Source organism: Pseudomonas sp. TMB3-21 (assembly GCF_054898145.1).
Genome location: NZ_CM142718.1, coordinates 5,616,214 through 5,635,284, shown reverse-complemented (window position 1 = coordinate 5,635,284; position 19,071 = coordinate 5,616,214). Strand labels below are relative to the sequence as shown.

The 19,071-nt window shown below is 57.5% G+C and carries 17 protein-coding genes and 2 pseudogenes; 6 read left to right on the top strand and 13 right to left on the bottom strand.

Features of this window, described 5'->3' with window-relative positions:
• Nucleotides 1-333: 333 nt before the first annotated feature.
• Complete coding sequence (locus ACYZTS_RS25780) at nt 334-1,170, top strand: CvfB family protein (RefSeq protein WP_461993016.1); 837 nt, start codon at nt 334-336, stop codon at nt 1,168-1,170.
• 86 nt (nt 1,171-1,256) lie between these two features.
• On the opposite strand, the gene ACYZTS_RS25775 is transcribed toward ACYZTS_RS25780, so the two are convergent.
• Nucleotides 1,257-1,391, bottom strand: a complete 135-nt coding sequence (locus ACYZTS_RS25775; RefSeq protein ID WP_461993014.1) for a transposase — start codon at nt 1,389-1,391, stop codon at nt 1,257-1,259.
• A gap of 112 nt (nt 1,392-1,503) precedes the next feature.
• Between ACYZTS_RS25775 and ACYZTS_RS25770 the strand changes: the two are divergent.
• A pseudogene (locus ACYZTS_RS25770) lies at nt 1,504-1,684 on the top strand (serine/threonine protein kinase); the annotation flags it as partial.
• 47 nt (nt 1,685-1,731) lie between these two features.
• On the opposite strand, the gene ACYZTS_RS25765 reads toward ACYZTS_RS25770, so the two are convergent.
• The 4 genes from ACYZTS_RS25765 to ACYZTS_RS25750 all read right to left on the bottom strand — a co-directional run bounded on the left by ACYZTS_RS25765 (nt 1,732) and on the right by ACYZTS_RS25750 (nt 5,712).
• Nucleotides 1,732-1,989 carry a hypothetical protein gene (locus ACYZTS_RS25765; protein WP_461993012.1) on the bottom strand — a complete coding sequence of 86 codons (258 nt, stop codon included), beginning with the start codon at nt 1,987-1,989 and terminating at the stop codon, nt 1,732-1,734.
• Nucleotides 1,989-3,833: an S-type pyocin domain-containing protein gene (locus tag ACYZTS_RS25760; protein WP_461993010.1), complete on the bottom strand. Its 1,845-nt coding sequence runs from the start codon at nt 3,831-3,833 to the stop codon at nt 1,989-1,991. The genes ACYZTS_RS25765 and ACYZTS_RS25760 overlap by 1 nt, the downstream gene beginning before the upstream one ends.
• A 220-nt stretch (nt 3,834-4,053) precedes the next feature.
• Nucleotides 4,054-5,216 (bottom strand): IS3 family transposase gene (locus tag ACYZTS_RS25755; protein ID WP_461991109.1). Its coding sequence is split into 2 segments (ribosomal slippage): nt 4,054-4,961 and nt 4,961-5,216, totalling 1,164 coding nucleotides; the frame shifts between segments, so codons are not numbered across the junction.
• Nucleotides 5,185-5,712 carry a hypothetical protein gene (locus ACYZTS_RS25750; RefSeq protein ID WP_461993008.1) on the bottom strand — a complete coding sequence of 176 codons (528 nt, stop codon included), beginning with the start codon at nt 5,710-5,712 and terminating at the stop codon, nt 5,185-5,187. The genes ACYZTS_RS25755 and ACYZTS_RS25750 overlap by 32 nt, the downstream gene beginning before the upstream one ends.
• 688 nt (nt 5,713-6,400) lie before the next feature.
• Between ACYZTS_RS25750 and ACYZTS_RS25745 the strand changes: the two are divergent.
• Nucleotides 6,401-6,550 (top strand): annotated as a pseudogene (locus ACYZTS_RS25745) (EamA/RhaT family transporter); the annotation flags it as partial.
• Between the two features lie 181 nt (nt 6,551-6,731).
• Nucleotides 6,732-6,860, top strand: coding sequence for a PA1414 family protein (locus tag ACYZTS_RS25740; RefSeq protein WP_257737111.1), 129 nt, complete (start codon nt 6,732-6,734; stop codon nt 6,858-6,860).
• Nucleotides 6,861-6,948: 88 nt separating this feature from the next.
• Here the strand turns inward: ACYZTS_RS25740 and ACYZTS_RS25735 are convergent, their stop codons facing one another.
• The 5 genes from ACYZTS_RS25735 to speB all read right to left on the bottom strand — a co-directional run bounded on the left by ACYZTS_RS25735 (nt 6,949) and on the right by speB (nt 11,767).
• Nucleotides 6,949-7,200 (bottom strand): phosphopantetheine-containing protein, encoded by a 252-nt coding sequence (locus tag ACYZTS_RS25735; protein WP_028624251.1) that lies wholly within the window; start codon nt 7,198-7,200, stop codon nt 6,949-6,951.
• Nucleotides 7,201-7,355: 155 nt separating this feature from the next.
• A complete protein-coding gene (locus ACYZTS_RS25730) occupies nt 7,356-8,735 on the bottom strand; it encodes a sodium:solute symporter family protein (RefSeq protein WP_461993006.1) in 1,380 nt (459 codons plus the stop codon).
• A 101-nt stretch (nt 8,736-8,836) separates the two neighbouring features.
• Nucleotides 8,837-10,348 (bottom strand): purine-cytosine permease family protein, encoded by a 1,512-nt coding sequence (locus tag ACYZTS_RS25725; protein WP_461996550.1) that lies wholly within the window; start codon nt 10,346-10,348, stop codon nt 8,837-8,839.
• Nucleotides 10,349-10,399: 51 nt separating this feature from the next.
• Nucleotides 10,400-10,807 (bottom strand): YybH family protein, encoded by a 408-nt coding sequence (locus ACYZTS_RS25720; protein WP_461993004.1) that lies wholly within the window; start codon nt 10,805-10,807, stop codon nt 10,400-10,402.
• A gap of 9 nt (nt 10,808-10,816) precedes the next feature.
• Complete coding sequence (speB, locus tag ACYZTS_RS25715) at nt 10,817-11,767, bottom strand: agmatinase (RefSeq protein WP_028624255.1); 951 nt, start codon at nt 11,765-11,767, stop codon at nt 10,817-10,819.
• A gap of 362 nt (nt 11,768-12,129) precedes the next feature.
• Here speB and ACYZTS_RS25710 point away from each other — a divergent pair, with 362 nt between their 5' ends.
• Together ACYZTS_RS25710 and ACYZTS_RS25705 are read left to right on the top strand one after the other, a co-directional pair.
• Nucleotides 12,130-13,026 (top strand): LysR family transcriptional regulator, encoded by an 897-nt coding sequence (locus ACYZTS_RS25710; RefSeq protein WP_028624256.1) that lies wholly within the window; start codon nt 12,130-12,132, stop codon nt 13,024-13,026.
• A 13-nt stretch (nt 13,027-13,039) separates the two neighbouring features.
• Nucleotides 13,040-13,636: a tRNA-uridine aminocarboxypropyltransferase gene (locus tag ACYZTS_RS25705; RefSeq protein WP_461993001.1), complete on the top strand. Its 597-nt coding sequence runs from the start codon at nt 13,040-13,042 to the stop codon at nt 13,634-13,636.
• Between the two features lie 137 nt (nt 13,637-13,773).
• On the opposite strand, the gene ACYZTS_RS25700 is transcribed toward ACYZTS_RS25705, so the two are convergent.
• From ACYZTS_RS25700 to ACYZTS_RS25690, 3 genes are all read right to left on the bottom strand, one after another.
• Nucleotides 13,774-15,141, bottom strand: a complete 1,368-nt coding sequence (locus ACYZTS_RS25700) for an HlyD family type I secretion periplasmic adaptor subunit (RefSeq protein WP_028624258.1) — start codon at nt 15,139-15,141, stop codon at nt 13,774-13,776.
• Nucleotides 15,142-15,150: 9 nt separating this feature from the next.
• On the bottom strand, nt 15,151-17,310 hold the full coding sequence (locus ACYZTS_RS25695; RefSeq protein WP_461992999.1) for a type I secretion system permease/ATPase: 2,160 nt from the start codon (nt 17,308-17,310) through the stop codon (nt 15,151-15,153).
• Nucleotides 17,311-17,431: 121 nt separating this feature from the next.
• Nucleotides 17,432-18,790, bottom strand: a complete 1,359-nt coding sequence (locus ACYZTS_RS25690) for a TolC family outer membrane protein (protein WP_028621784.1) — start codon at nt 18,788-18,790, stop codon at nt 17,432-17,434.
• Between the last annotated feature and the right edge of the window lie 281 nt (nt 18,791-19,071).

Sequence of the window (19,071 nt, the reverse complement as noted above, 5' to 3'; positions counted from 1 at the left end):
CTTGGCCAGGCATAGTACAGGAAATACTTGACAATTGCTTGGCAAATATCCCCCTGAAATACTTATCACAGGAAACGGATTATCCGCGAGTTGTAGTCGGAAAGATAAGGCTAAGCCGCTGTTTTACATCATAAGAATGAGCACGCACATTGCTACGCCGGCCACCTGTAGCAGATAAAAACTGACCCCTTGGTCTGACGAGCGGGCATCACCGTATCTGAAACGATCAGCTAAACCGCGGCTTGCAGAGATTTTCGCCCGCCACCGGCCTGACCCGTCAACGCCGCTCGCAAAACCGGGTAGAATGCCGCCCACGCAATGAGGGTATTGGAAATGGCTTTAGTCGGGCGCTACAACAGTTTGCAAGTGGTTAAACACACGAACTTCGGTTTATATCTGGACGGCGGCGCGGACGGCGAAATTCTTTTGCCGAACCGTTATATCCCCAAAGATATTCCCAGCGAAGATGAGGATTGGCTCAACGTTTTTGTTTATCTGGACAGCGATGACAAACTCATCGCAACAACCGAAAAGCCGAAAGTGCAGGTCGGTGATTTCGCCAGTTTGAAAGTCGTTGAAGTCAACAGCATCGGTGTGTTCCTCGACTGGGGCCTGCCCAAGGATCTGTTGCTGCCGTACTCCGAAGAAAAGCGCCAGATGACCGCCGGCGAGTATGTCGTGGTGCACGTTTATCTGGACAAGCACACCCGCCGCATTACAGCGACTGCGCGCCTGGACCGGTACCTGGACAAAACCCCGGCCAGTTACACACCGGGCCAGGAAGTTGACCTGCTGGTCGCCGAGGCCACCGATATGGGTTTCAAGGCGATCATCAACAACAAGCACTGGGGCCTGATTCACAAGAACGAAATCTTCAAGTTCATGCGCGCCGGTAAAGAAGAGAAGGGCTTCATCAAGGAAGTCCGTGCCGATGGCAAGATCAGCCTGAGCCTGCAACCGGTTGGTGAGGAAGCGGCAACCAGCCTCAATTCAAAAATTCTCGCCAGGTTGCGCGAAAATAATGGTTCGTTGCCGGTGAGCGACAAGAGCGATCCGACCGTCATCACCAGCATGTTTGGCGTCAGCAAGGGCAACTTCAAGAAGGCCATTGGTGCGCTGTACAAGAATGGCCAGATCGTTATCCATGCTGATCGCATTGAACTGAGCTGATCCCCGCAGCGCAACCAGCCCTTGTAGCAGCAGGCTTTGCCAGCTGCTACGGACGCAGGCTTGGTCATGTCACCCAGCCGGACCGTCTACCCGCTGCTGTGCTGGTCAGGCACCATGCCAAAGTACGCGGCAAACTTGCGGGCACTGGGAAACCGCTCAGGCTTGGTTTCCTTGGCCACCAGTGCCGTGGCAATGACTGGGCCGATGCCGCGCACAGTCATCAGTCGCTTCGCCGTCATGTCGGCGTTGGCGGCCACTTCCAAGCGTCCCGTCAGCACGCTGATGCGCTCGCCCAAATGGCGCCACTCGCCGCAACGCTTTAACCGGTACAGTGGCTGGATGGGCAAGGTTCGCTGGGAGCGCAGCCTGGGTGCCGGCTTCGATCCACGGGTGGGTTTCTCGCCGGAAGTGGCGGCGAATTGGGCGCAGATTTGATTTTGAGGGTGCGGCGCATCCGAAAGGCAATGTTGAAGCGTTGAAGGAGATGGGGAATTTGCATAAGTTTTCGATTTAAGGGTAGGGCCACCAAGTCTAGAGACTAGGCTTGGTGGCCCTCAGACTTCAGGTATATCTTTTCTCCATGACGAATGGTGGTGCTTTCCAGTTTGGCCCTTTTGTTGCCAGCCCCTTCTCTCCCTTTGCTAAAACACCTTTCTCGAATAGTCGTGCATAGGCTTGTTGAAGCTCTCCATGTCGAAGAGCCTCAGGCTTATAACGCGCTATCATCAGGTCTAGTTGGGGTGTCGCCTTTACTAAAGCGAAGACAGTAATAATGTCGTCTATGGATTCATTGCGGACGAGCTGCTCAATTGTGTTCATTACAGCATCTCCTTCAGCATACGTTGATAGTCCCGTTCGTCCTGCTTCGCAGCTGCGGCCAGTGCTTCTGACGTGTAAAGCAAGGAGGGATCGTCTTTCATTTTGAAATCTTCCAAGGTCGCAGTATGAACATTGTTCCACACGGCAGATTCCGCATCAGGCATTTCGGTATCTCCATAGCCCAATGATTTAAACCTTTCAAACTCCCTGATTTCATGGATGTAAAAGCGCTTATCCGTGTCGGTTATCAATAGCTCTCCACGGAGAATTTTCTCCAATCGATCGATCATCACTGAGTTTGCGTCGGACGGATTAAATTTGGAAAGATGCAATTTCACGATATTGACTCCTTCTTGTGATGCCACGTCAGATATCCATTCCAGGTCTAATATCGGTCCACCTGTATTTTCTGGATTGAAATCGCGACCGCTGTGTTCCCCTGTCACCGTTGCCCCTTCATAAGGACTGTTGAATACGACAAGCAGCGGAGGGATTCCGGATGCAGCCGGAAATATCGTGATATAACCACCAAATTCATAGCTGTCCAGACTTGGAAATGGGTCAGTTCGCCCTTCAATCGGCGTGACTGTGGCTCCTTGGTAAATAGGCAGGTCGGGTTCGGCAAGAGGAAAACTGGTCGACGGGTTTTGCTTGTGTGCGACTGGCGTCCAAGTGACGACAGGACCATTAGGGAAGGTGCTGGCAGAAATATAGACATTCTTAGTCGAGTCGAAGTGCGCGAGTCTCACCGGCACATTGGCGGGTACTGCCCTCTCACTTGTTGACGCGACGATGATCTCAACTCTATTGCCTGATGTTTTTGCGCCCAAACGCAGCGGCAGATCGATTTCTCCTATTGTAGTCGCGACCTCGAATAGGGCGTCATCCGAGACGATTAGGAGTTCCGATAAGGGGACACTTACGGAATAGAGATCTCCATTGCCAAGACGTGATGGTGCAAGTAATGCCGCGAAGCCGACCAGCAGCGGTGCACCTAGGGTCGCGATTGCGCCGGTAATGGCAGATATCGCTGCGCGCAGCGAGGCTCTTAGCGCCAATGCTGCACCTGGCCCGATGTTTCTTGCACCAGTGGTTCCTGAAAAGGCAAATCCTGATGCTGCAAGGTGACCAACGTTGATAAATATCGGCGCCGAGGCCTGTCCCCGCTCCGCGTTCTTCAGTTTGATAAGTCTGGTCGCAAGTTGGGCTTGCCGTTTCGCTACAGCAATGGCGGTATCTACGATTTTTCGGCGAAGCTCCAAAATCTCGCCTTCGCGCTGAAGCTTTTGGTGTATCGCCTCAATCTGCCGTTCCATTTCACTTTCGAGACGAGATTGTTCCGCTGCGAACTGATCGGCAGCCTCTAACGAATTCGCCTCGACTTCGGCTATGGCAGCGTTTAGCTTGGCGATGCGAGCTTGATCTTCGGCAGCAATCTTCAACTGCAGGCGTCTGAGTTCTTCAGCGCTTTTGATTTGGCTCTTCTTAAACTCTTCCTGCGCTCGTTGATGCTCTTCCATATTACGGCGATTCGCGTCCACCACCGCGCGTTGAGTTTCTTCCTCCTTCAAGCGGGCCAATTCCGCTAAGACACGCTGGGCCTCCTCTGAGCTGATGCGGGCAAAGTCCGCCGCGGCCTGCTCCGCCGCCGCATGCGCGGCAACTCGGGCGTGCTCGGCTGCTATTCGTTCGCCTTCGGCCAGCGCCGCGATTCGGGCTTGCTCCGCCGCTATTCGTTCAGCTTCGGCCAGCGCCGCAATTCGGGCTTGCTCGGCTGCTACTCGCATAGCTTCGGCCAGTGCTGCAACACGCGCTTGCTCAGCCGCAGCGATCTGTTCTTGCACGTGTGCAGCGGCAAGCAGGTTTTGTACGTGTGCTTGCTGATTGTTTAATAGCTGAATCTGCTCAGTTAGCAGCTTAGCCGTGTGGGCAGACTGGTAAGAGTTTGCCCATTTTGAATAAGCAGGCCCATAGGGAGTGACTGATCTGTCCAGAGCTTGAGCTCGGATTAGATAATCCCAATAGTTGCATTGAGCGGACTGTGCCCATAGAAATCTGTAGTGGTCAACTAATCCCGGACACGACGTTAAGTTTTTCTTCGGCCCGAGCTGGCGCCAGTCCACCGTTGAATTGATGGGGTCGAATCCAGTTGTAGCGATGCATTAAGAAATGGCTGATATCGCGCTGGGCTTCTTGAGCAGTTCTGTAGCCCACGGTCGGTATCCATTCAGTTTTCAAGCTGCGGAACACCCGCTCCATCGGCGCGTTGTCCCAGCAATTTCCTCGACGACTCATGCTCTGACGCATGCGATAACGCCAGAGCCGCTGGCGAAACAGGCGGCTCGCATATTGCGACCCTTGATCCGAGTGAAACATTAGCCCTTGAGGCCTTCCACGCTGTTCGTAGGCCATGTCCAGCGCCTTGATCACCAACCCAGCATCTGGTTTTTCTGACAATGCCCAGCCCACTATCCGGCGCGTAAAAAGATCCAGCACGACTGCCAGATAGTGCCATTTCCCCTGGGCCCAAATGTAAGTGATGTCGCCGCACCACACCTGGTTGGGTGCCGGGACATCGAACTCCCGATTCAAGATGTTCGGGATATCCAACCGTTCAACCGTTGCTCGTTTATAGGCATGAGAACCAGGTTGTTTACTGACGAGATCAAGCTCGCGCATCAAGCTGCGCACTTTGAACCGACCGAGTTGCTCACCATCATCACGCATCAGCGAGAGAAGGCTACGGCTGCCGGCAGCACTGCGACTTTGTGAAAACAACTCGCTCACCCGGCTGCGCAACCGAAGCCGTTCGACATCAGGCGTTCGCCGCTTGAGGCGGTGGGCGTAGTAACTTGAGCGGTTGATTTCAAACACTTGGCACAGCCAATCAACCGGCTCGTGGACGCTCAGCTGATTGATCAGCGCGTACGCTCGTGATCTTCCGACATCAAGAGCGCGGTAGCCTTTTTTAATATCGATTTTTCCCGTTCAAGACGGGCGATCCGGGCTTCCAGCTCCTGGATTTTCTGCTGCTCCGGTGTCAGCGCTTTGCTCTGCGGAGTGACGCCTTGGCGTTCCTTCTGAACCTGGTCAACCCAACGGCGCAGGGCCGACTCGCCGACGCCGAGTGAACGGCTGGCTTCGATGTAGCTGTAGTTTTGCTTGAGCACGAGGTCGGCAGCCTCGCGTTTGAACTCAGCGGAAAAGGAACGGCGTTGTTTGGTCATCTGACACCTCGATCTGGCGAGCATTCTCGCCTAAATGGGTGTCCGGTTTCATTAGACCACTACAATCATTAGCCTGCACCGTATAAGCGTAAAGTGCGGTCGTCTTTTGCTGTATTAATATGTTTCTGATATTGACTTCGTGCTGATATGACTGTGCAGGTGTAGCCACATGCGCCGGATGTAACTCTCTTGCAGTAGCGAGCTCAACTTCGGTTAGCCTCGGCAAATCCTGAGACTTCGCCGAGTAATCGTTTTTTACCCATGCTTGCGTGACTTTTATTTTATCTCTTGTTTCACGTCTAAGGCCTTCGGTATGGGTGATGCCTGAGCCCATTCCGCCAGGGCGGGTTGGCGGAACACGAAAACCTCCACCTACTGGATTTGTTCCGGGCTTTGGATGCTTTCCGACGTAGGTGGTGTCCAGGTGGACGGTATTGTTTTCTCCGTTAACAATTGTCTGTGCCAGGTCCAGCGGAGGACCTTGTTTCTCGGTCATGATTTATCTTCCTTGAGCAACAAGTGGGTAATGCTCAATCAGATTACTTCAAGGCACATCAGGCTGGGTCTGAACTGGTTGTGAGTAGTTCGATGTAGAAGTTGACTGAAAATTCACGGATTAGGTATGCAAGTAGAATTCTCCTACGCATTAACAGATATTTCTTATGTAGTTACAGGTAGGTTCTTGTGGGATGTGTTTTAAGCACTAAGTGGAATTTTCGCTCTGCAACAAAACCATCACCCATAAAAAAGGCCGCTGCAAACGCAGCGGCCAAAGTAAGACGTGGATCAAGGAGTAACAAATCAACGTCAGGGAACATGGGGTGATGATTCGAAAGGCTTCAAATCATCTGAATCTTCGCGGTGGCGTGCGCTGAGCAGCTTCCGTCGCTTCGTGCTGGCCGCCCGGTTGGCGTGAAAGCCCGGCGAGAATAAGCCATTGTTCTTGCAGGAAAAATAGCGATTCCGACATGCACTGTTGCAGTCTCGGCAACAGTCCAGACTGTGAAATCTGCCTCTCCCGTGTAGCAGCCTGCGTCCGGCTGCGCACCAGTCGCCAATCAATCGTTTGAAAGTACACATCGCGGGTGATGCGCTGCCGGACGCAGGCTGCGCCAGCTGCTATGACCGGGTATTGCTTCTACTGAGAGTCTTACTGCCATGGATTGTGCAGTCGTGGTCTTCCAGTGAGCATCACCCGCCGCAGCGCCGACGGATTTGCACTGCAGGTGATGATCGGCCTGTGCCTGATCTGGGGCGTTCAGCAGGTCATGATCAAATGGGCAGCGCCGGACATTGCACCGGTGATGCAGGCGGCCGCTCGGTCAGGTATTTCGGTCTATCCACCACCGGTGATCGCGGTGCAGGCGATTGCTTGAACTTACACTGCGGGATTCAGATCAATTCAGTAACAGATCATTGCTTCATTTGCCGAGCATTGCGTAGGACTTCGGACTATTATCAGTGCGAAGGGGCTTCAGAATTTCAGCCGCTCAGCACTACCCTGAAGGGGGCACCATGAAAGAGAAAATCCAAAACTGGCTGCACGATCTGGGTGTTGCACTCGGTTTGATCGAACCACCTATGCAACCTGTACCTATTCGTACGGACGACGAACAGCGTCGACGCCAGCAACGCCGGCGGTAAATAGCTTCGGGTAGATGATGGGCACCGCCGAACGCAGCCTCGCGGTGCTCGACAGCTGCTACAGGGCGTTCTTCGCAAGGGGGCGGTTTTAATGCCGCCCAATCTCGATCAAAAACCGACTCAAGTCATTCGCCGTCCTGGCGGTCTTGAGCATTTGGTCCTCTTCGGCGGTAAATGCCGTCAGGCCCAACTCATCTTCCAGATGGAAGATCAATTCCTCAATATCCTCTTTGTCCAATCCCAAATCCTGCAGACTGGCGTTGTCGGCGAAGTCTTGCTGATTTTCCAGCAAGCGGCTGATGAAGCGGTGGACGGCGGCGCGAACGGCTGCTTTTTTCATGATTGTTCTTCACGAACGTTGACGTAGCTCTTCCCGCGCTCGAGTACAGCAGGCTCGATCTCGGGGGCTCTTCACAACAGCATTCTGCAGACGAAAAAAACGGGTGTGGCAACCGACGCCACACCCGTCAAAGAAAGCATCAAGTCGAGTACAGTTTAGATCGCAGTCGCCACCCCTGCCGGACGACGGGACAGCAGGCTCACCGCGACGAAGCTCACGAGGCTGACCCCCAGGCTGTAATAGATTGGCGTATTGGCGTCCATGCCATCGGTGTACATGAACACCAGAGCAGTCACGAAGCCAAGCGCCATGCTGGTGATCGCCCCGGCCGTGGTTGCACGTTTCCAGTAAATGGCGCCCATCAGCGGGATCAGCATGCCGCCGACCAGCAGGTTGTAGGCGAGGGTCAAGGCGCTGATCACATCGTTCACGACCAACGCAATGCCCAGCACCACGATGCCGGTGAGGAGGGTGAACAGCCGGTTGCTGTTGACGTTCGACGGCTTGCCGCCACGCAGTTTCGGCAGCAGGTCTTCAGACAGCGTGGTCGATGCCGCGAGCAGGCCGGCGCTGGCGGTGGACATCATCGCAGCCAGTGCTGCGGCAATGACCAGGCCGCGGATACCGTCCGGCAAAGACACTTTGACGATGGCTGCGAAAGCGTTGTTGACGTTGTCCAGATCCGGGATCAGTACGTGCGCCGCCATGCCGATCAAAGCGCAGACCAGGCCGTAGATGATGCAGTAGATCCCGGCGGAGGTACCGGCCACTTTCGCGACCTTCTCGCTGCGTGCAGTGAACACGCGCTGCCAGATGTCCTGGCCGATCAGGATGCCGAAAAAGTAGATCAGGAAGTAAGTGATGATGGTGTCCCAGCCGATGCTCGTGAAGCTGAAACTGGCCGCCGGCAACTGCGCCACCAGTTGGTCCCAGCCACCTACGCGATACATGCAGATCGGCAGCAACAGGAACATCAGGCCGACGGTCTGGATGCCGAACTGGACGATGTCGGTCAAGGTCAGGGACCACATGCCGCCGATGGTGGAGTAGATCACCACGATGCCGCCGCCAAGCAGCACCGAAACCCAGAACGGAATGTCAAACAGCACTTGCAGCACGGTGCCGATGGCCAGGATAGACGTCACCCCGATCATCAGTGCGTACGCGAGCATGATGGTCGCGCTGGCCGTCCGCGCCATTGGGTTGTAGCGCTTTTCCAGCACTTGGGTAACGGTGAATATCTTCAGTTTCAGCAACGGTTTGGCGAGGAACAGGTTGATCGCGATGATCCCGCAACCCAGTGCAGCACACAGCCAGAAACCGGAAATGCCATGAACGTAGCCCAGGCGCACGGTGCCCACGGTCGACGCACCGCCCAGAACCGTGGCGGCCATGGTGCCCATGTATAGGCCAGGGCCGAGGTTGCGACCTGCGACCAGATAATCTTCGTGGGTTTTTGCCTTGCGCATGCCGTAGTAACCCAGCACCAGCATTGCCACGGCGTAAATGATGACGACCAATAAATCCAAAGCCATGATGGCGTGTCTCCGATTGTCTTTTTTATGGTGAGGCTGAAATCAATTTCTGTGGGGAAACCCATTCCTGTGGGAGCGTTGACCACAGGTGATGCGTTTGATCAGGCGGCTTGTCGCATTGCCGGTTTAGCGAGCGTATCCGTGCCCTTGCTGCGTGGATCGTTCGGCCCGAACACGGCGGCCGGTTCCGGGAACAGACCCAGCAAGATGAGGTACAGCACCGACGCCAGGCCCAGTGTGATGGGCAGGCTGATGTCGATGCCGCCCGCCAGTTCGCCCAATGGGCCAACGAATTGCCCCGGCAGGTTGACAAAGCACAGACCGACCAGCGCGCTAGGGATCCATGCGCCCAGCCCGCGCCAGTTCCAGCCATGGGTAAACCAGTAGCGACCGCCTTTTTCGCCGCGAGTGAACACTTGCAGGTCATCCGGGCAATAGAAGCCGCGACGCACCAGCAGACCGATGATCATGATCACCATCCACGGGGTGGTGCAGGTGATGATCAGTACGGCGAAGGTCGACACGCTCTGCACCAGGTTTGCCGCAAACCGTCCGATGAAGATGAAGGCAATCGACATCACCCCGATCAGCAGCGTCGCTTTGACCCGTGACAGCACACGCGGGAACACGCTCGACATGTCCAGCCCGGTGCCGTATAGCGCTGTGGTGCCCGTGGACATGCCGCCGATTACTGCGATCAGGCATACCGGCAGGAAAAACCAGCTCGGCGACACGGCCAGCAAACCGCCGACGTAATTGTTGGCGGCGATGTAGTCCGGCGCTTTGATCGCGACGATGGTGGCGGTGGCGAGGCCGAACAGGAACGGGATCAAGGTAGCGATCTGTGCCGCAATCACCGCCAGCATGATCTGGCTTTTCGGGGTTTCTCGTGGAATGTAGCGAGACCAGTCACCGAGGAACGCGCCGAAGGAAATCGGATTGCTCATGGCCACCAGTGCCGCGCCGATGAACGCCGCCCAGAAGCCGGCCTGACCCATCGCGACAGTGCCGCTGAACTGGCTGTCGAACGTCGGCGCGAAGGCGAAGGCCCCGAGCAGGAACAGTGCACTGGCCGCCCACACCGCAATGCGGTTGACCCATAACATGAAGCGGAAACCATAGATGCAGACGATCAGCACCAGTATCGCGAACAGCCCGTAAGCCAGGCCCAGTGACAGGTCGGTTTCCGGTAGGCCGATCAGGCGTTTTGCGCCACCGATCAACGCATCACCCGAGCTCCACACCGACAGCGAGAAGAAAGCAATCGCGGTCAACAATGACAGAAACGAGCCGACGATCCGCCCGTGCACGCCGAAGTGCGCACCGGAAGACACGGCGTTGTTGGTGCCATTGAGCGGACCGAACAGGCCCATGGGTGCAAGAATCAGCGCGCCGAGCAACACGCCCAGAACAATCGCCCAGACACCCGCCTGGAACGACAGCCCGAACAGCACCGGGAAACTGCCGAGTACAGCGGTGGCAAAGGTATTGGCGCCGCCGAAGATCAGGCGAAACAAGTCGCTGGGGCGGGCGTCACGCTCGTGGTCCGGGATCTGTTCGACCCCGTTTGTTTCGATGCTGCTAAGGCTTTTGTCGTTGTTATTATTCATGATCTGCTCCGATCATAAAGGCGCGCTCATCGTGTGTGAGCGTCACCTGTTTGGCTAAGGGGGTGGCAGCCCTTCCGGCATTGCGGATAAATGTTCGTGGCAGGCCAGCCATAGGCCTTGTTGTTGTCGGCGAAACACAATGGTTTCGCGCTCCTGGCTGAAGTGATGCTCCCCTTGCATGCGCAGCTCGGTGGCCACGTCATGGATGAAAATCGCCACGTCACCCTGCAGGCTGACGTAAGCGTTGCTCGAGGTGCACGACAGCACCTCGAAGCCATCCTCGGCGCGCCAGCTGTCCCACAGCGCCTGGTAGGCATCGCGCGACAGTAGAGGCTGTTCGAGGGTGTAGAACACGAAGCTGGCATCGGCGCTGAACGCACCGAAGTAGGCTTCGCGATCGTTACGGGCAAAGGCTTTCACCAGTGCAGCGGCAGCACTTAAGACCTGATCGAGTCCGTTCATGACCGATCCTCAGCGATGGGCCACGCCCGGCAGTACGCAGAGCATTTCGTACAGCAGGTTAGCGGCCAGCAGCGAGGTATTACCGGTGGTGTCGTAAGCCGGCGAGACTTCTACCAGATCGCAACCGATCAGGTCGAGACCCTGGCAGCCGCGAATGATCTCGATTGCCTGAATAGTCGTCAGACCGCCGATTTCCGGGGTGCCGGTACCGGGTGCCCAGGCTGGATCGATGCCGTCGATGTCAAAACTCAGGTACACCGGACCGTTGCCGACTTTTTCGCGCACTTCAGCCATCAGCGGCGCCAGGGATTTGTGCCAGCACTCTTCGGCCTGCACCACGCGGAAGCCTTGTTTGCGGCTCCAGTTGAAATCTTCCGAGGTGTAGCCTTGAGCGCGCAGACCGATTTGAACGACACGATCGCAATCGATCAGGCCTTCTTCGGCCGCGCGACGGAAGGTCGTGCCGTGGGCGATTTTCTCGCCGAACATGTGGTCGTTCACATCCGCGTGGGCGTCGATGTGCACCAGGCCGACCTTGCCGTGCTTCTTATGAATCGCACGCAGGATCGGCAGCGTGATGGTGTGGTCACCGCCCAGCGTCAACGGGATCACGTTGTGTTCAAGGATGGCGTCGTAGGATTCTTCGATGATCCGCACGGCGTCCAACAGGTTGAAGGTGTTGATCGCCACGTCACCGATATCGGCGACCGACAGGGAATCGAACGGTGCGGCGCCGGTGGCCATGTTGTACGGGCGAATCATTACGGATTCGGCGCGGATTTCGCGAGGTCCGAAGCGGGTGCCGGGGCGCAGGGACGTGCCGATGTCCAGCGGTACGCCAACGAAGGCAGCATCCAGGCCGGCAGCGGTAGGCACATGGGGAAGTCGCATCATGGTGGCGATGCCGCCGAAGCGCGGCATTTCGTTGCCGCCCAGTGGTTGGTGAAGAATCTTGTCCACGGGTAGGGCCTCATCGTCGTTGTTTTATTTATGTCGGTGCACGCCTTAGAGAGAGACGGGCACCGGAGTGGGGCCGATTCTGCAAAATGTAGTGGCCGGGAAGAATCGCTACGGGCAAATACTTAGTTCAGATTTTTCTAAACTAATGGGCGTGGCGGCGATAGACTCGCAGTGCTCATGTAGCAGTTGCCGAGCCTGCGAGGCTGCGTTCGGCTGCGCAGCAGTCGTAAAACCTGAGCATGAGGTTTCCTGAAACTCCGTTTCGCCTGATGGCACGACTGCTGCGCAGCCGAACGCAGCCTCGCAGGCTCGGCAGCTGCTACAGGACCTCATCGTCTATATGTGCTTTTGCTGGAGGCCCCATGGCCAACGCTTTACCCGACCTGAAACTCCTGCGCATTTTCGTCAGCGTGGTCCGGCATCAAGGCTTTGCCACCGCGCAGCAAGAGCTCAACCTCTCGACATCGGCGATCAGTACCTACATGAGTCAGCTCGAAGCGGCGCTCGGTCTGGTGCTGTGCCATCGCGGGCGGGGCGGTTTCAGCCTGACCAGCAAAGGCGAATTGTTCCATCAGGAAACCCTGCGCCTGCTCGGTGAGCTGGAAGGGTTCGAGCAATATGCCGCTGCGCTGAAAGGCGAGTTGCGCGGTACGCTCAACCTCGGCGTGATCGATTCCACTGTTAGCGACAAGGCCCTGCCATTCGCCGAAGCCATTGGCGCCTACAGCCAGGAACACCCGGCCGTGCATTTGCACCTGTCGGTGATGAGCCCGTACGAACTGCAACTGGGCGTGCAGGACAACCGTCTAGACCTGGCCATCGGCGCGTTTTCCACGCGAATGAGCGGCCTGGTCTACATGCCGCTTTACCGCGAACAACACTGGCTGTATTGCAGCAGTCGCCATCCGCTGTTCAGCGAACGGCGCATCCCCGAGCAAGTGATCACACAGCAGCGCATGGTCGGTCGTGGTTACTGGAGTCAGGCCGAACTGGCCCGTCACGGCTTCAAGCACAGCGCCGCGACCGTCGAAAGTATGGAAGCGCAGCTGATTCTGGTGCTGTCCGGCGCCTACATCGGATACCTGCCGGAGCACTATGCCCAGGCCTGGGCTGACAAGGGCGATCTTCGCGTTCTGCTGCCGGCGACCTTCGGTTATCAGGCGCCGTTTTCGATGATCGTGCGCCGTGGCCGCAGCCGTGAACCGTTGATCCAGACGTTCCGCGACTTGCTCAAAGCGCAGCTCAATCCGGTTGCCTGAAGGAAGCCAAGCCATGCCCAGAATCCACTGCCCGCGCTGCCTGCGCCCCGACAGCCATTGCCTGTGTGCGCTGATCCCCCACCTCGACAGTCGCACCCGCGTGCTGCTGTTGCAGCATCCGAGTGAAGTGAATCATGCGCTGAACACGGCGCGTTTGGCGGCGTTGGGCCTGAGCAATGCCGAGCTGATCGTCGGGGAGGTATTCGGGAATTTGCCAGCGCTGCTGAATCAGCCCGGTTATCGCGCACGGCTGCTGTTTCCGGCGGATGATGCGCAGACGTTGCAGACTTACGCCGTGAACGATGAGCCGATGCTGCTGGTGGTGCCGGACGGGACCTGGCGAAAGGTGAGTAAAATGTTGCACCTCAATCCGCTGCTGGCAGCATTGCCGAGAGTGACGCTGGCGGCGGGCGCGGTGTCGCGTTATCGCTTGCGCAAGGCCCCGGGGCCGGGCGCGTTGTCGACGATCGAAGCGATTGTGCAGGCGTTGCAGACACTCGAAGCGCCAGCGGAATTTGACGCGTTATTGAAGCCTTTCGATGCGTTGATCGAAGGGCAGATTGCGGCGATGGGGCAGGAGACTTACCAGCGTAATCACGTGCCGCAATAGCCATGGTTCATAAGGGCCTCATCGCGAGCAGGCTCGCTCCCACAGGGATTGAGTTCCCCCAGAAAAACTGCGATCCACTGTAGGAGCGAGCCTGCTCGCGATGGCGGGAGAACAATCACCGCAACCCGAGCCAGAGATTATCTTTCCCGCATCGCCTCAGTCCGCGCTTTCAACACCGGTTTCAACAAGTAATCCAGCACACTTTTCTCGCCAGTAATGATATCGACGGTCGCTACCATCCCCGGGATGATCAGCAGCGGCTTCGCATCACCGCCCAAGTGATTTTTATCGGTGCGCACCTGAATCAGATAAAAGCTGTTGCCCTTGTCATCCGTGATCGTGTCCGCACCAATCAGCTCAAGCTTGGCGCTCAGTCCGCCATAGATCGTGTAGTCGTAAGCGCTGAACTTGACCATCGCTTTCTGGCCCGGGTGCAGGAAGGCAACATCCTGCGGTCGCACCTTGGCTTCGATCAGCAGATTCTCTTCGATCGGCACAATCTCCACCATATCGTTGCCTGGCTGAACCACGCCGCCGATGGTATTGACCTTCAACATCTTGATAATTCCGTGCACCGGCGATACCACGGTGGTGCGGGATACACGGTCGTCGATGGCAATGCTCGACGCAGTGATCTTCGACAGGTCCGTGCGTTTCTCATTGAGCTCTTTGGCGGCTTCCGAGCGAAACGCTTGCTCGGATTCGTCCATCTTGCTTTTGATCTCGTTGATCGCCGATTCCGCACGCGGTATCGCCAGCGTCGTGGCATTCAGCGAGCCACGGATTTCCACCGCACTGCGCTTGAGTCGCAGAATCTCCACCGGCGATACCGCGCCCGTGCCGACCAGCGGCGCCGACATGTTCATTTCCTGTTGCAACAATGCCAGGCTGGAGCTGAACTGACCCTGTTTGGAGCGAAACTCTGCCAGCTCCTGGGTTTTTTGCCGCAGTTGCTCGCTAAGCGTGCGTTGTTCACTGGCCAGTTGACGCTGCCGTTGATCGAACAGCGAGCGTTCGTCAGCGGCCACTTGCGGCGCCTTGGCGATCACTTCCGGCGACAGCTTGAACGGTCTGCCTTCGGCCTCGGCGGAGAGGCGTTCGACTTGCGCCGTCAGCGCGTAGCGATCCGCTTCACTTTCGCCCTTGTTCGACAAAAACCGCGTGTCATCCAGCCGCAGCAACGTGTCGCCCTTGTTTACCATCTGCCCTTCACGGACGAAAATCTCGGTGACGATGCCGCCCTCAAGGTTCTGGATCACCTGAACCTTGCTCGACGGAATCGCCTTGCCTTCGCCCATGGTGACTTCTTCAAGCACGGCGAATTTGGCCCAGACCACGGCGGTGATGATCAGCCCGGCGGCCAGCCACACGGTAATCCGCGACCAGCGAGGGGAATCCTGCAAGGCGGCGCCGGCCGTTTCCGGCATGAATTCGCTTTCGGCGGTTTTGCCGAAACTGCCGAAGTAGCCCCTGTCTTTCGATGACGCTGCGGGTGAATCAGACATGGACAACTCCTAAACCGCCGCAGAGCCGACGCGGCCCTTGCGTAGTGCATCGATGACCGCTTCTTTCGGACCGTCGGCGACGATCCGCCCATTGTCCAGCACCACCAGCCGGTCCACCAGGCTGAGCATCGAAGTGCGGTGGGTGACCAGCAACAAGGTCTTGCCTTGCATCCAGCCGTGGAGTTTCTGCCGCAGAACATCTTCGCTGCTGTTGTCCATGGCGCTGGTGGGTTCGTCGAGCAGCATGATCGGCGGATCGAGCAGCAGAGCCCGCGCCAGCAACACGGCCTGACGCTGACCGCCGGATAACAGCTGACCGCGTTCCCCCACCGGCCGGTCAAACCCTTGCGGGTGCTGACGCGCCAGTTCGGTAACGCCGGTCAATTCGGCCACTTCGAGCATGCGCGCATCGCTGATGTAGCGCGCGCCCAAGGTGAGGTTGTCGCGCAGACTACCGGCCAGCAATGGCAAGTCGTGGGCGACGTAACCGATTTGCTGGCGCAGGTCGGCGACGTCCAGTTGCCGCAGGTCCAGGCCATCGAGCAGCAACTGGCCTTCTTCCGGCGCATAAAAACCCATCACCAGCCGGGCCAGGGTACTTTTGCCGGAGCCGCTGCGACCGATGATGCCGATGCGCTCGCCAGGTTTCATGCTGAAGCTGACGTTACCCAGCGCCGGCGTGCTCTGGCCATTGTAGTGAAAGGTCACGCCGATCACGTCGAGTGCACCTTGCAACTGGGTGCGCTCCAGCGGACGTTGCTTGGCATCGCGCTCCTGCGGCAGGGTCATCAGCGCGTCGGTGCTTTTCATGGTCAGTTGCGCCTGTTGATAGCGCGTGATCAGACCGGCGATTTGCCCGAGCGGCGCCAGAACGCGACTGCCGAGCATGTAAGTCGCCACCAGTGCGCCGACGCTGAGGTTGCCGGCGATGATGCTGTACACCCCGGCGACAATGGTCGCCATGCCGGCGAATTGCTGAATGAACAGCGTGCCGTTGGTGGCCATTGCCGAGAGGTTGCGCGCGTGGCTGTCGAGGCGGGTGAGGGCGCCGTGGGTGCTCTCCCATTTGTGCTGGCGTTCACTTTCGGCGCTGCAGGCCTTGAGGGTCTCCAGACCGCCGAGGGTTTCGATCAGCAAGGCCTGGCGTTCTGCGCCGAGGGTCAGGCTTTTCTGCACGGTGTCGCGCAGGCGCGACTGAATCACCATGGCAAAGATGATCGTGATCGGGAACGCCAGCAGCGGAATCACTACCAGCCAGCCGCCGAGCAAGCCGATCACCACCAGCATCAGCACGGCGAACGGCAGGTCGATCAAACTGGTCAGGGTCACGGCGGTGAGGAATTCGCGCAGCCCCTGGAAGTCGTGGATGCTCTGGGCGAAACCTCCGATGGTGGCCGGTCGCGCTTTCATCGACATGCCGGTGATACGCTCGAACAACGTCGCGGAGAGGATCACATCGGTTTTCTTCCCGGCGGTGTCGAGCAAGTGCGCACGCACCAGGCGCAGCACCAGTTCAAAACCGGTGCCGATCAACAGCCCGATCGACAATACCCACAAGGTCGACGTGGCCTGGTTCGGCACCACGCGGTCGTAGGTCTGCATGACGAACAGCGGCACCATCAAACCCAGCAGGTTAATCAGGAAGCTGGCAAGAATCGCATCGCTGTACAGCCATTTCGATAATTTCAGGGTGTCGCGAAACCACGCATCCACCCTCGGTACCAGCGGCGCGCGCAGGTCTTCGAGCTCGTGGCGCGGGCGCGCGAACAAGGCTTGCCCCGTGTAGTCGGCCGTCAGTTCTTCACGGCTGACCCATTGCTCGCCGCCGTCGGCTTCGCTGGGCAGAATCAACAGGCGCCCGTCATCGCCGACGCGTCGCAGCACGGCGGTGCGTCCGTTGGTGAGCATCAGCATGACCGGCAGATTGAGCGGCGAGATGTCCGCCAGCTCGCGCCGCAACAGGCGCGCCTGCAAACCGGCCCGGGCCGCTGCACGAGGCAGCAGGTCCAGGCTCAAGCGTTGGTGTGCCATAGGCAGCCCGGCACTGAGGCTGGCGCGACTGACAGTCGCGCCATGAAGTTTGCAGAGAATCAACAGACCATCCAGAAGCGGGTCGTCGAAGCTCAGCCGCGGATCGACGCCGGTATTGCCGGTTTCCATGCTGGTCACACTGATTGTTCCTGTAGATCTGTAGTAATGCAGCTGAGCGCAGGCGTCACCGAAGGCTTGAATATTTTGATCTTAAGGACAGCAAGATCAAAGGATCGCAGCCTCCGGTAGCTCCCACGGCTTATCTGAGTTCAGGCAAACGGGCTTCGCTTTTCACTTCAGTCTGAGCGACTGCATCGGCCGGCAGCACCACTCGTTGCTTGCTCAACAGCTGGCCCATGTTCGCCAGCACACGGTACATGGAATATTCCTCGGTGTAGCGAACTTCTGTGTAGCGACGGTTGGCGTTGTAAAGTTCGTTTTCGCTGTCCAGCACGTCGAGCAGGGTCCGTTGGCCGAGACCAAACTGATCCTGATAAGCGGCGCGCACGCGAGTGGTCGTCTCGGCGTATTCGCGAGCGGTCGGGGTTTGCTTGCGCGCGTTGACCATGGCGTTCCAGGCCAGGTGAATGTTTTCGTTGAGCTGACGCAGGGCGTTGTTGCGAATGTCCATCGCCTGGTTGATCAGGTGTGCGTTGGAAGCCAGACGAGCCTTGTCGCTGCCGCCGCGGAACAGGTTGTAGTTCATCACCACACCGACGCGCCACTCGTTGTCGTGACCTTCCTCGCCTTGCACGTTGTTGTTCGCGCCCACTGCAGCTTCAGCGTCGAAGCGTGGGTAGAACGGCGACTTGGCAACTTCGTACTGGCTCTCGGCCGACTGCACATCAGCCTGGGCGGATTTCAGGTACGGGTTGTTGTCGACCATGCTGGTCTGCGCGTCTTGCAGATTGGCGGGCATTTCACCGCGGATCGACGGCAGGGTTTCCAGTTCGTCTGGCATACGTCCGGTGACGGCGAAGAAGTTCGACTCGGCATCGGCCAGATCGACTTGCGCGGTGTCGAGGTTGTTCTCAGCCAGCGCGCGACGGGCAGTGGATTGATCGGCGTCAGCATTGCTGCCGATGCCGCGCTGCGTGCGCAGGCCGATCTGGTCGTTGACCCGCAGGTGCGCCTGCAGATTGTTGGTGGCCAGTGTCACCAGCTCGCGACGCTTGAGCACTTCAAGGTAGACCTCGATGGTGCGCAGGGCCAGATCCTGGGCGGTGCCCTGAGCGTAATAGGCCCGGGAATTGACCACGCCTTTGGTGCGCTCGACTTCGTTGGCAGTGTTGAAACCATCGAAGAGCATCTGCCGCAGACGCAGTTCCGATTGGGTGTAGGTGAGGATTTTGGTGTTGTGGTTGCCGAACGCCCGGGTGTTGGTGTTATCGCTGTACCCGCGCCCGTACGCGGCATTCAGATCCACCGACGGATAAAACCCGCCTTTGGCAACTTTTACATCTTCGTCAGCGGACAAACGGCTGTCTACGCGCGAAGCCAGTTCCGGGTGTGTGGCGAGGGTACTTTGGATGGCCTCTGTCAACGACATGGCCTGAGCCTGAGTTGTGCAGGCCATGGCCAGTAATATCGCGCTGCAGAGGGGTGTTAAAAGGCGCATGGATGCATCTCCCTGGATTCTGATGGTGCTTTATCAGTCGCCAAATATTTGACGACATTTATAGGTAAAACCGTTTCATGCTTGTAACAACAGAGCTAAGAACATTCCAGCAAAAAGTTAAGAAGAATTTCTCATAAACCTTATTCTAAAAAAAACTTATGCGCTATGCTGATTCCACGACATTGTTCACTCGTAAAACCCTTGAAGCAAGAGACTTGTAGCGCGATCAAGGGAACGTACAAAAAGTTCCATCCACTTATCGACATAGAGCGAAGAAGTGC

Bases quoted from the DNA above. Each gene is read 5' to 3' on its own strand.
- ACYZTS_RS25710 (WP_028624256.1), top strand. From the start codon at position 12,130: ATGGCCAACGCTTTACCCGACCTGAAACTCCTGCGCATTTTCGTCAGC.
- ACYZTS_RS25690 (WP_028621784.1), bottom strand. From the start codon at position 18,790: ATGCGCCTTTTAACACCCCTCTGCAGCGCGATATTACTGGCCATGGCC.
- ACYZTS_RS25780 (WP_461993016.1), top strand. From the start codon at position 334: ATGGCTTTAGTCGGGCGCTACAACAGTTTGCAAGTGGTTAAACACACG.
- ACYZTS_RS25735 (WP_028624251.1), bottom strand. From the start codon at position 7,200: ATGAAAAAAGCAGCCGTTCGCGCCGCCGTCCACCGCTTCATCAGCCGC.
- ACYZTS_RS25720 (WP_461993004.1), bottom strand. From the start codon at position 10,807: ATGAACGGACTCGATCAGGTCTTAAGTGCTGCCGCTGCACTGGTGAAA.
- ACYZTS_RS25730 (WP_461993006.1), bottom strand. From the start codon at position 8,735: ATGGCTTTGGATTTATTGGTCGTCATCATTTACGCCGTGGCAATGCTG.
- ACYZTS_RS25705 (WP_461993001.1), top strand. From the start codon at position 13,040: ATGCCCAGAATCCACTGCCCGCGCTGCCTGCGCCCCGACAGCCATTGC.
- ACYZTS_RS25740 (WP_257737111.1), top strand. From the start codon at position 6,732: ATGAAAGAGAAAATCCAAAACTGGCTGCACGATCTGGGTGTTGCACTC.
- ACYZTS_RS25700 (WP_028624258.1), bottom strand. From the start codon at position 15,141: ATGTCTGATTCACCCGCAGCGTCATCGAAAGACAGGGGCTACTTCGGC.
- ACYZTS_RS25750 (WP_461993008.1), bottom strand. From the start codon at position 5,712: ATGACCGAGAAACAAGGTCCTCCGCTGGACCTGGCACAGACAATTGTT.
- ACYZTS_RS25765 (WP_461993012.1), bottom strand. From the start codon at position 1,989: ATGAACACAATTGAGCAGCTCGTCCGCAATGAATCCATAGACGACATT.
- ACYZTS_RS25775 (WP_461993014.1), bottom strand. From the start codon at position 1,391: ATGACTGTGCGCGGCATCGGCCCAGTCATTGCCACGGCACTGGTGGCC.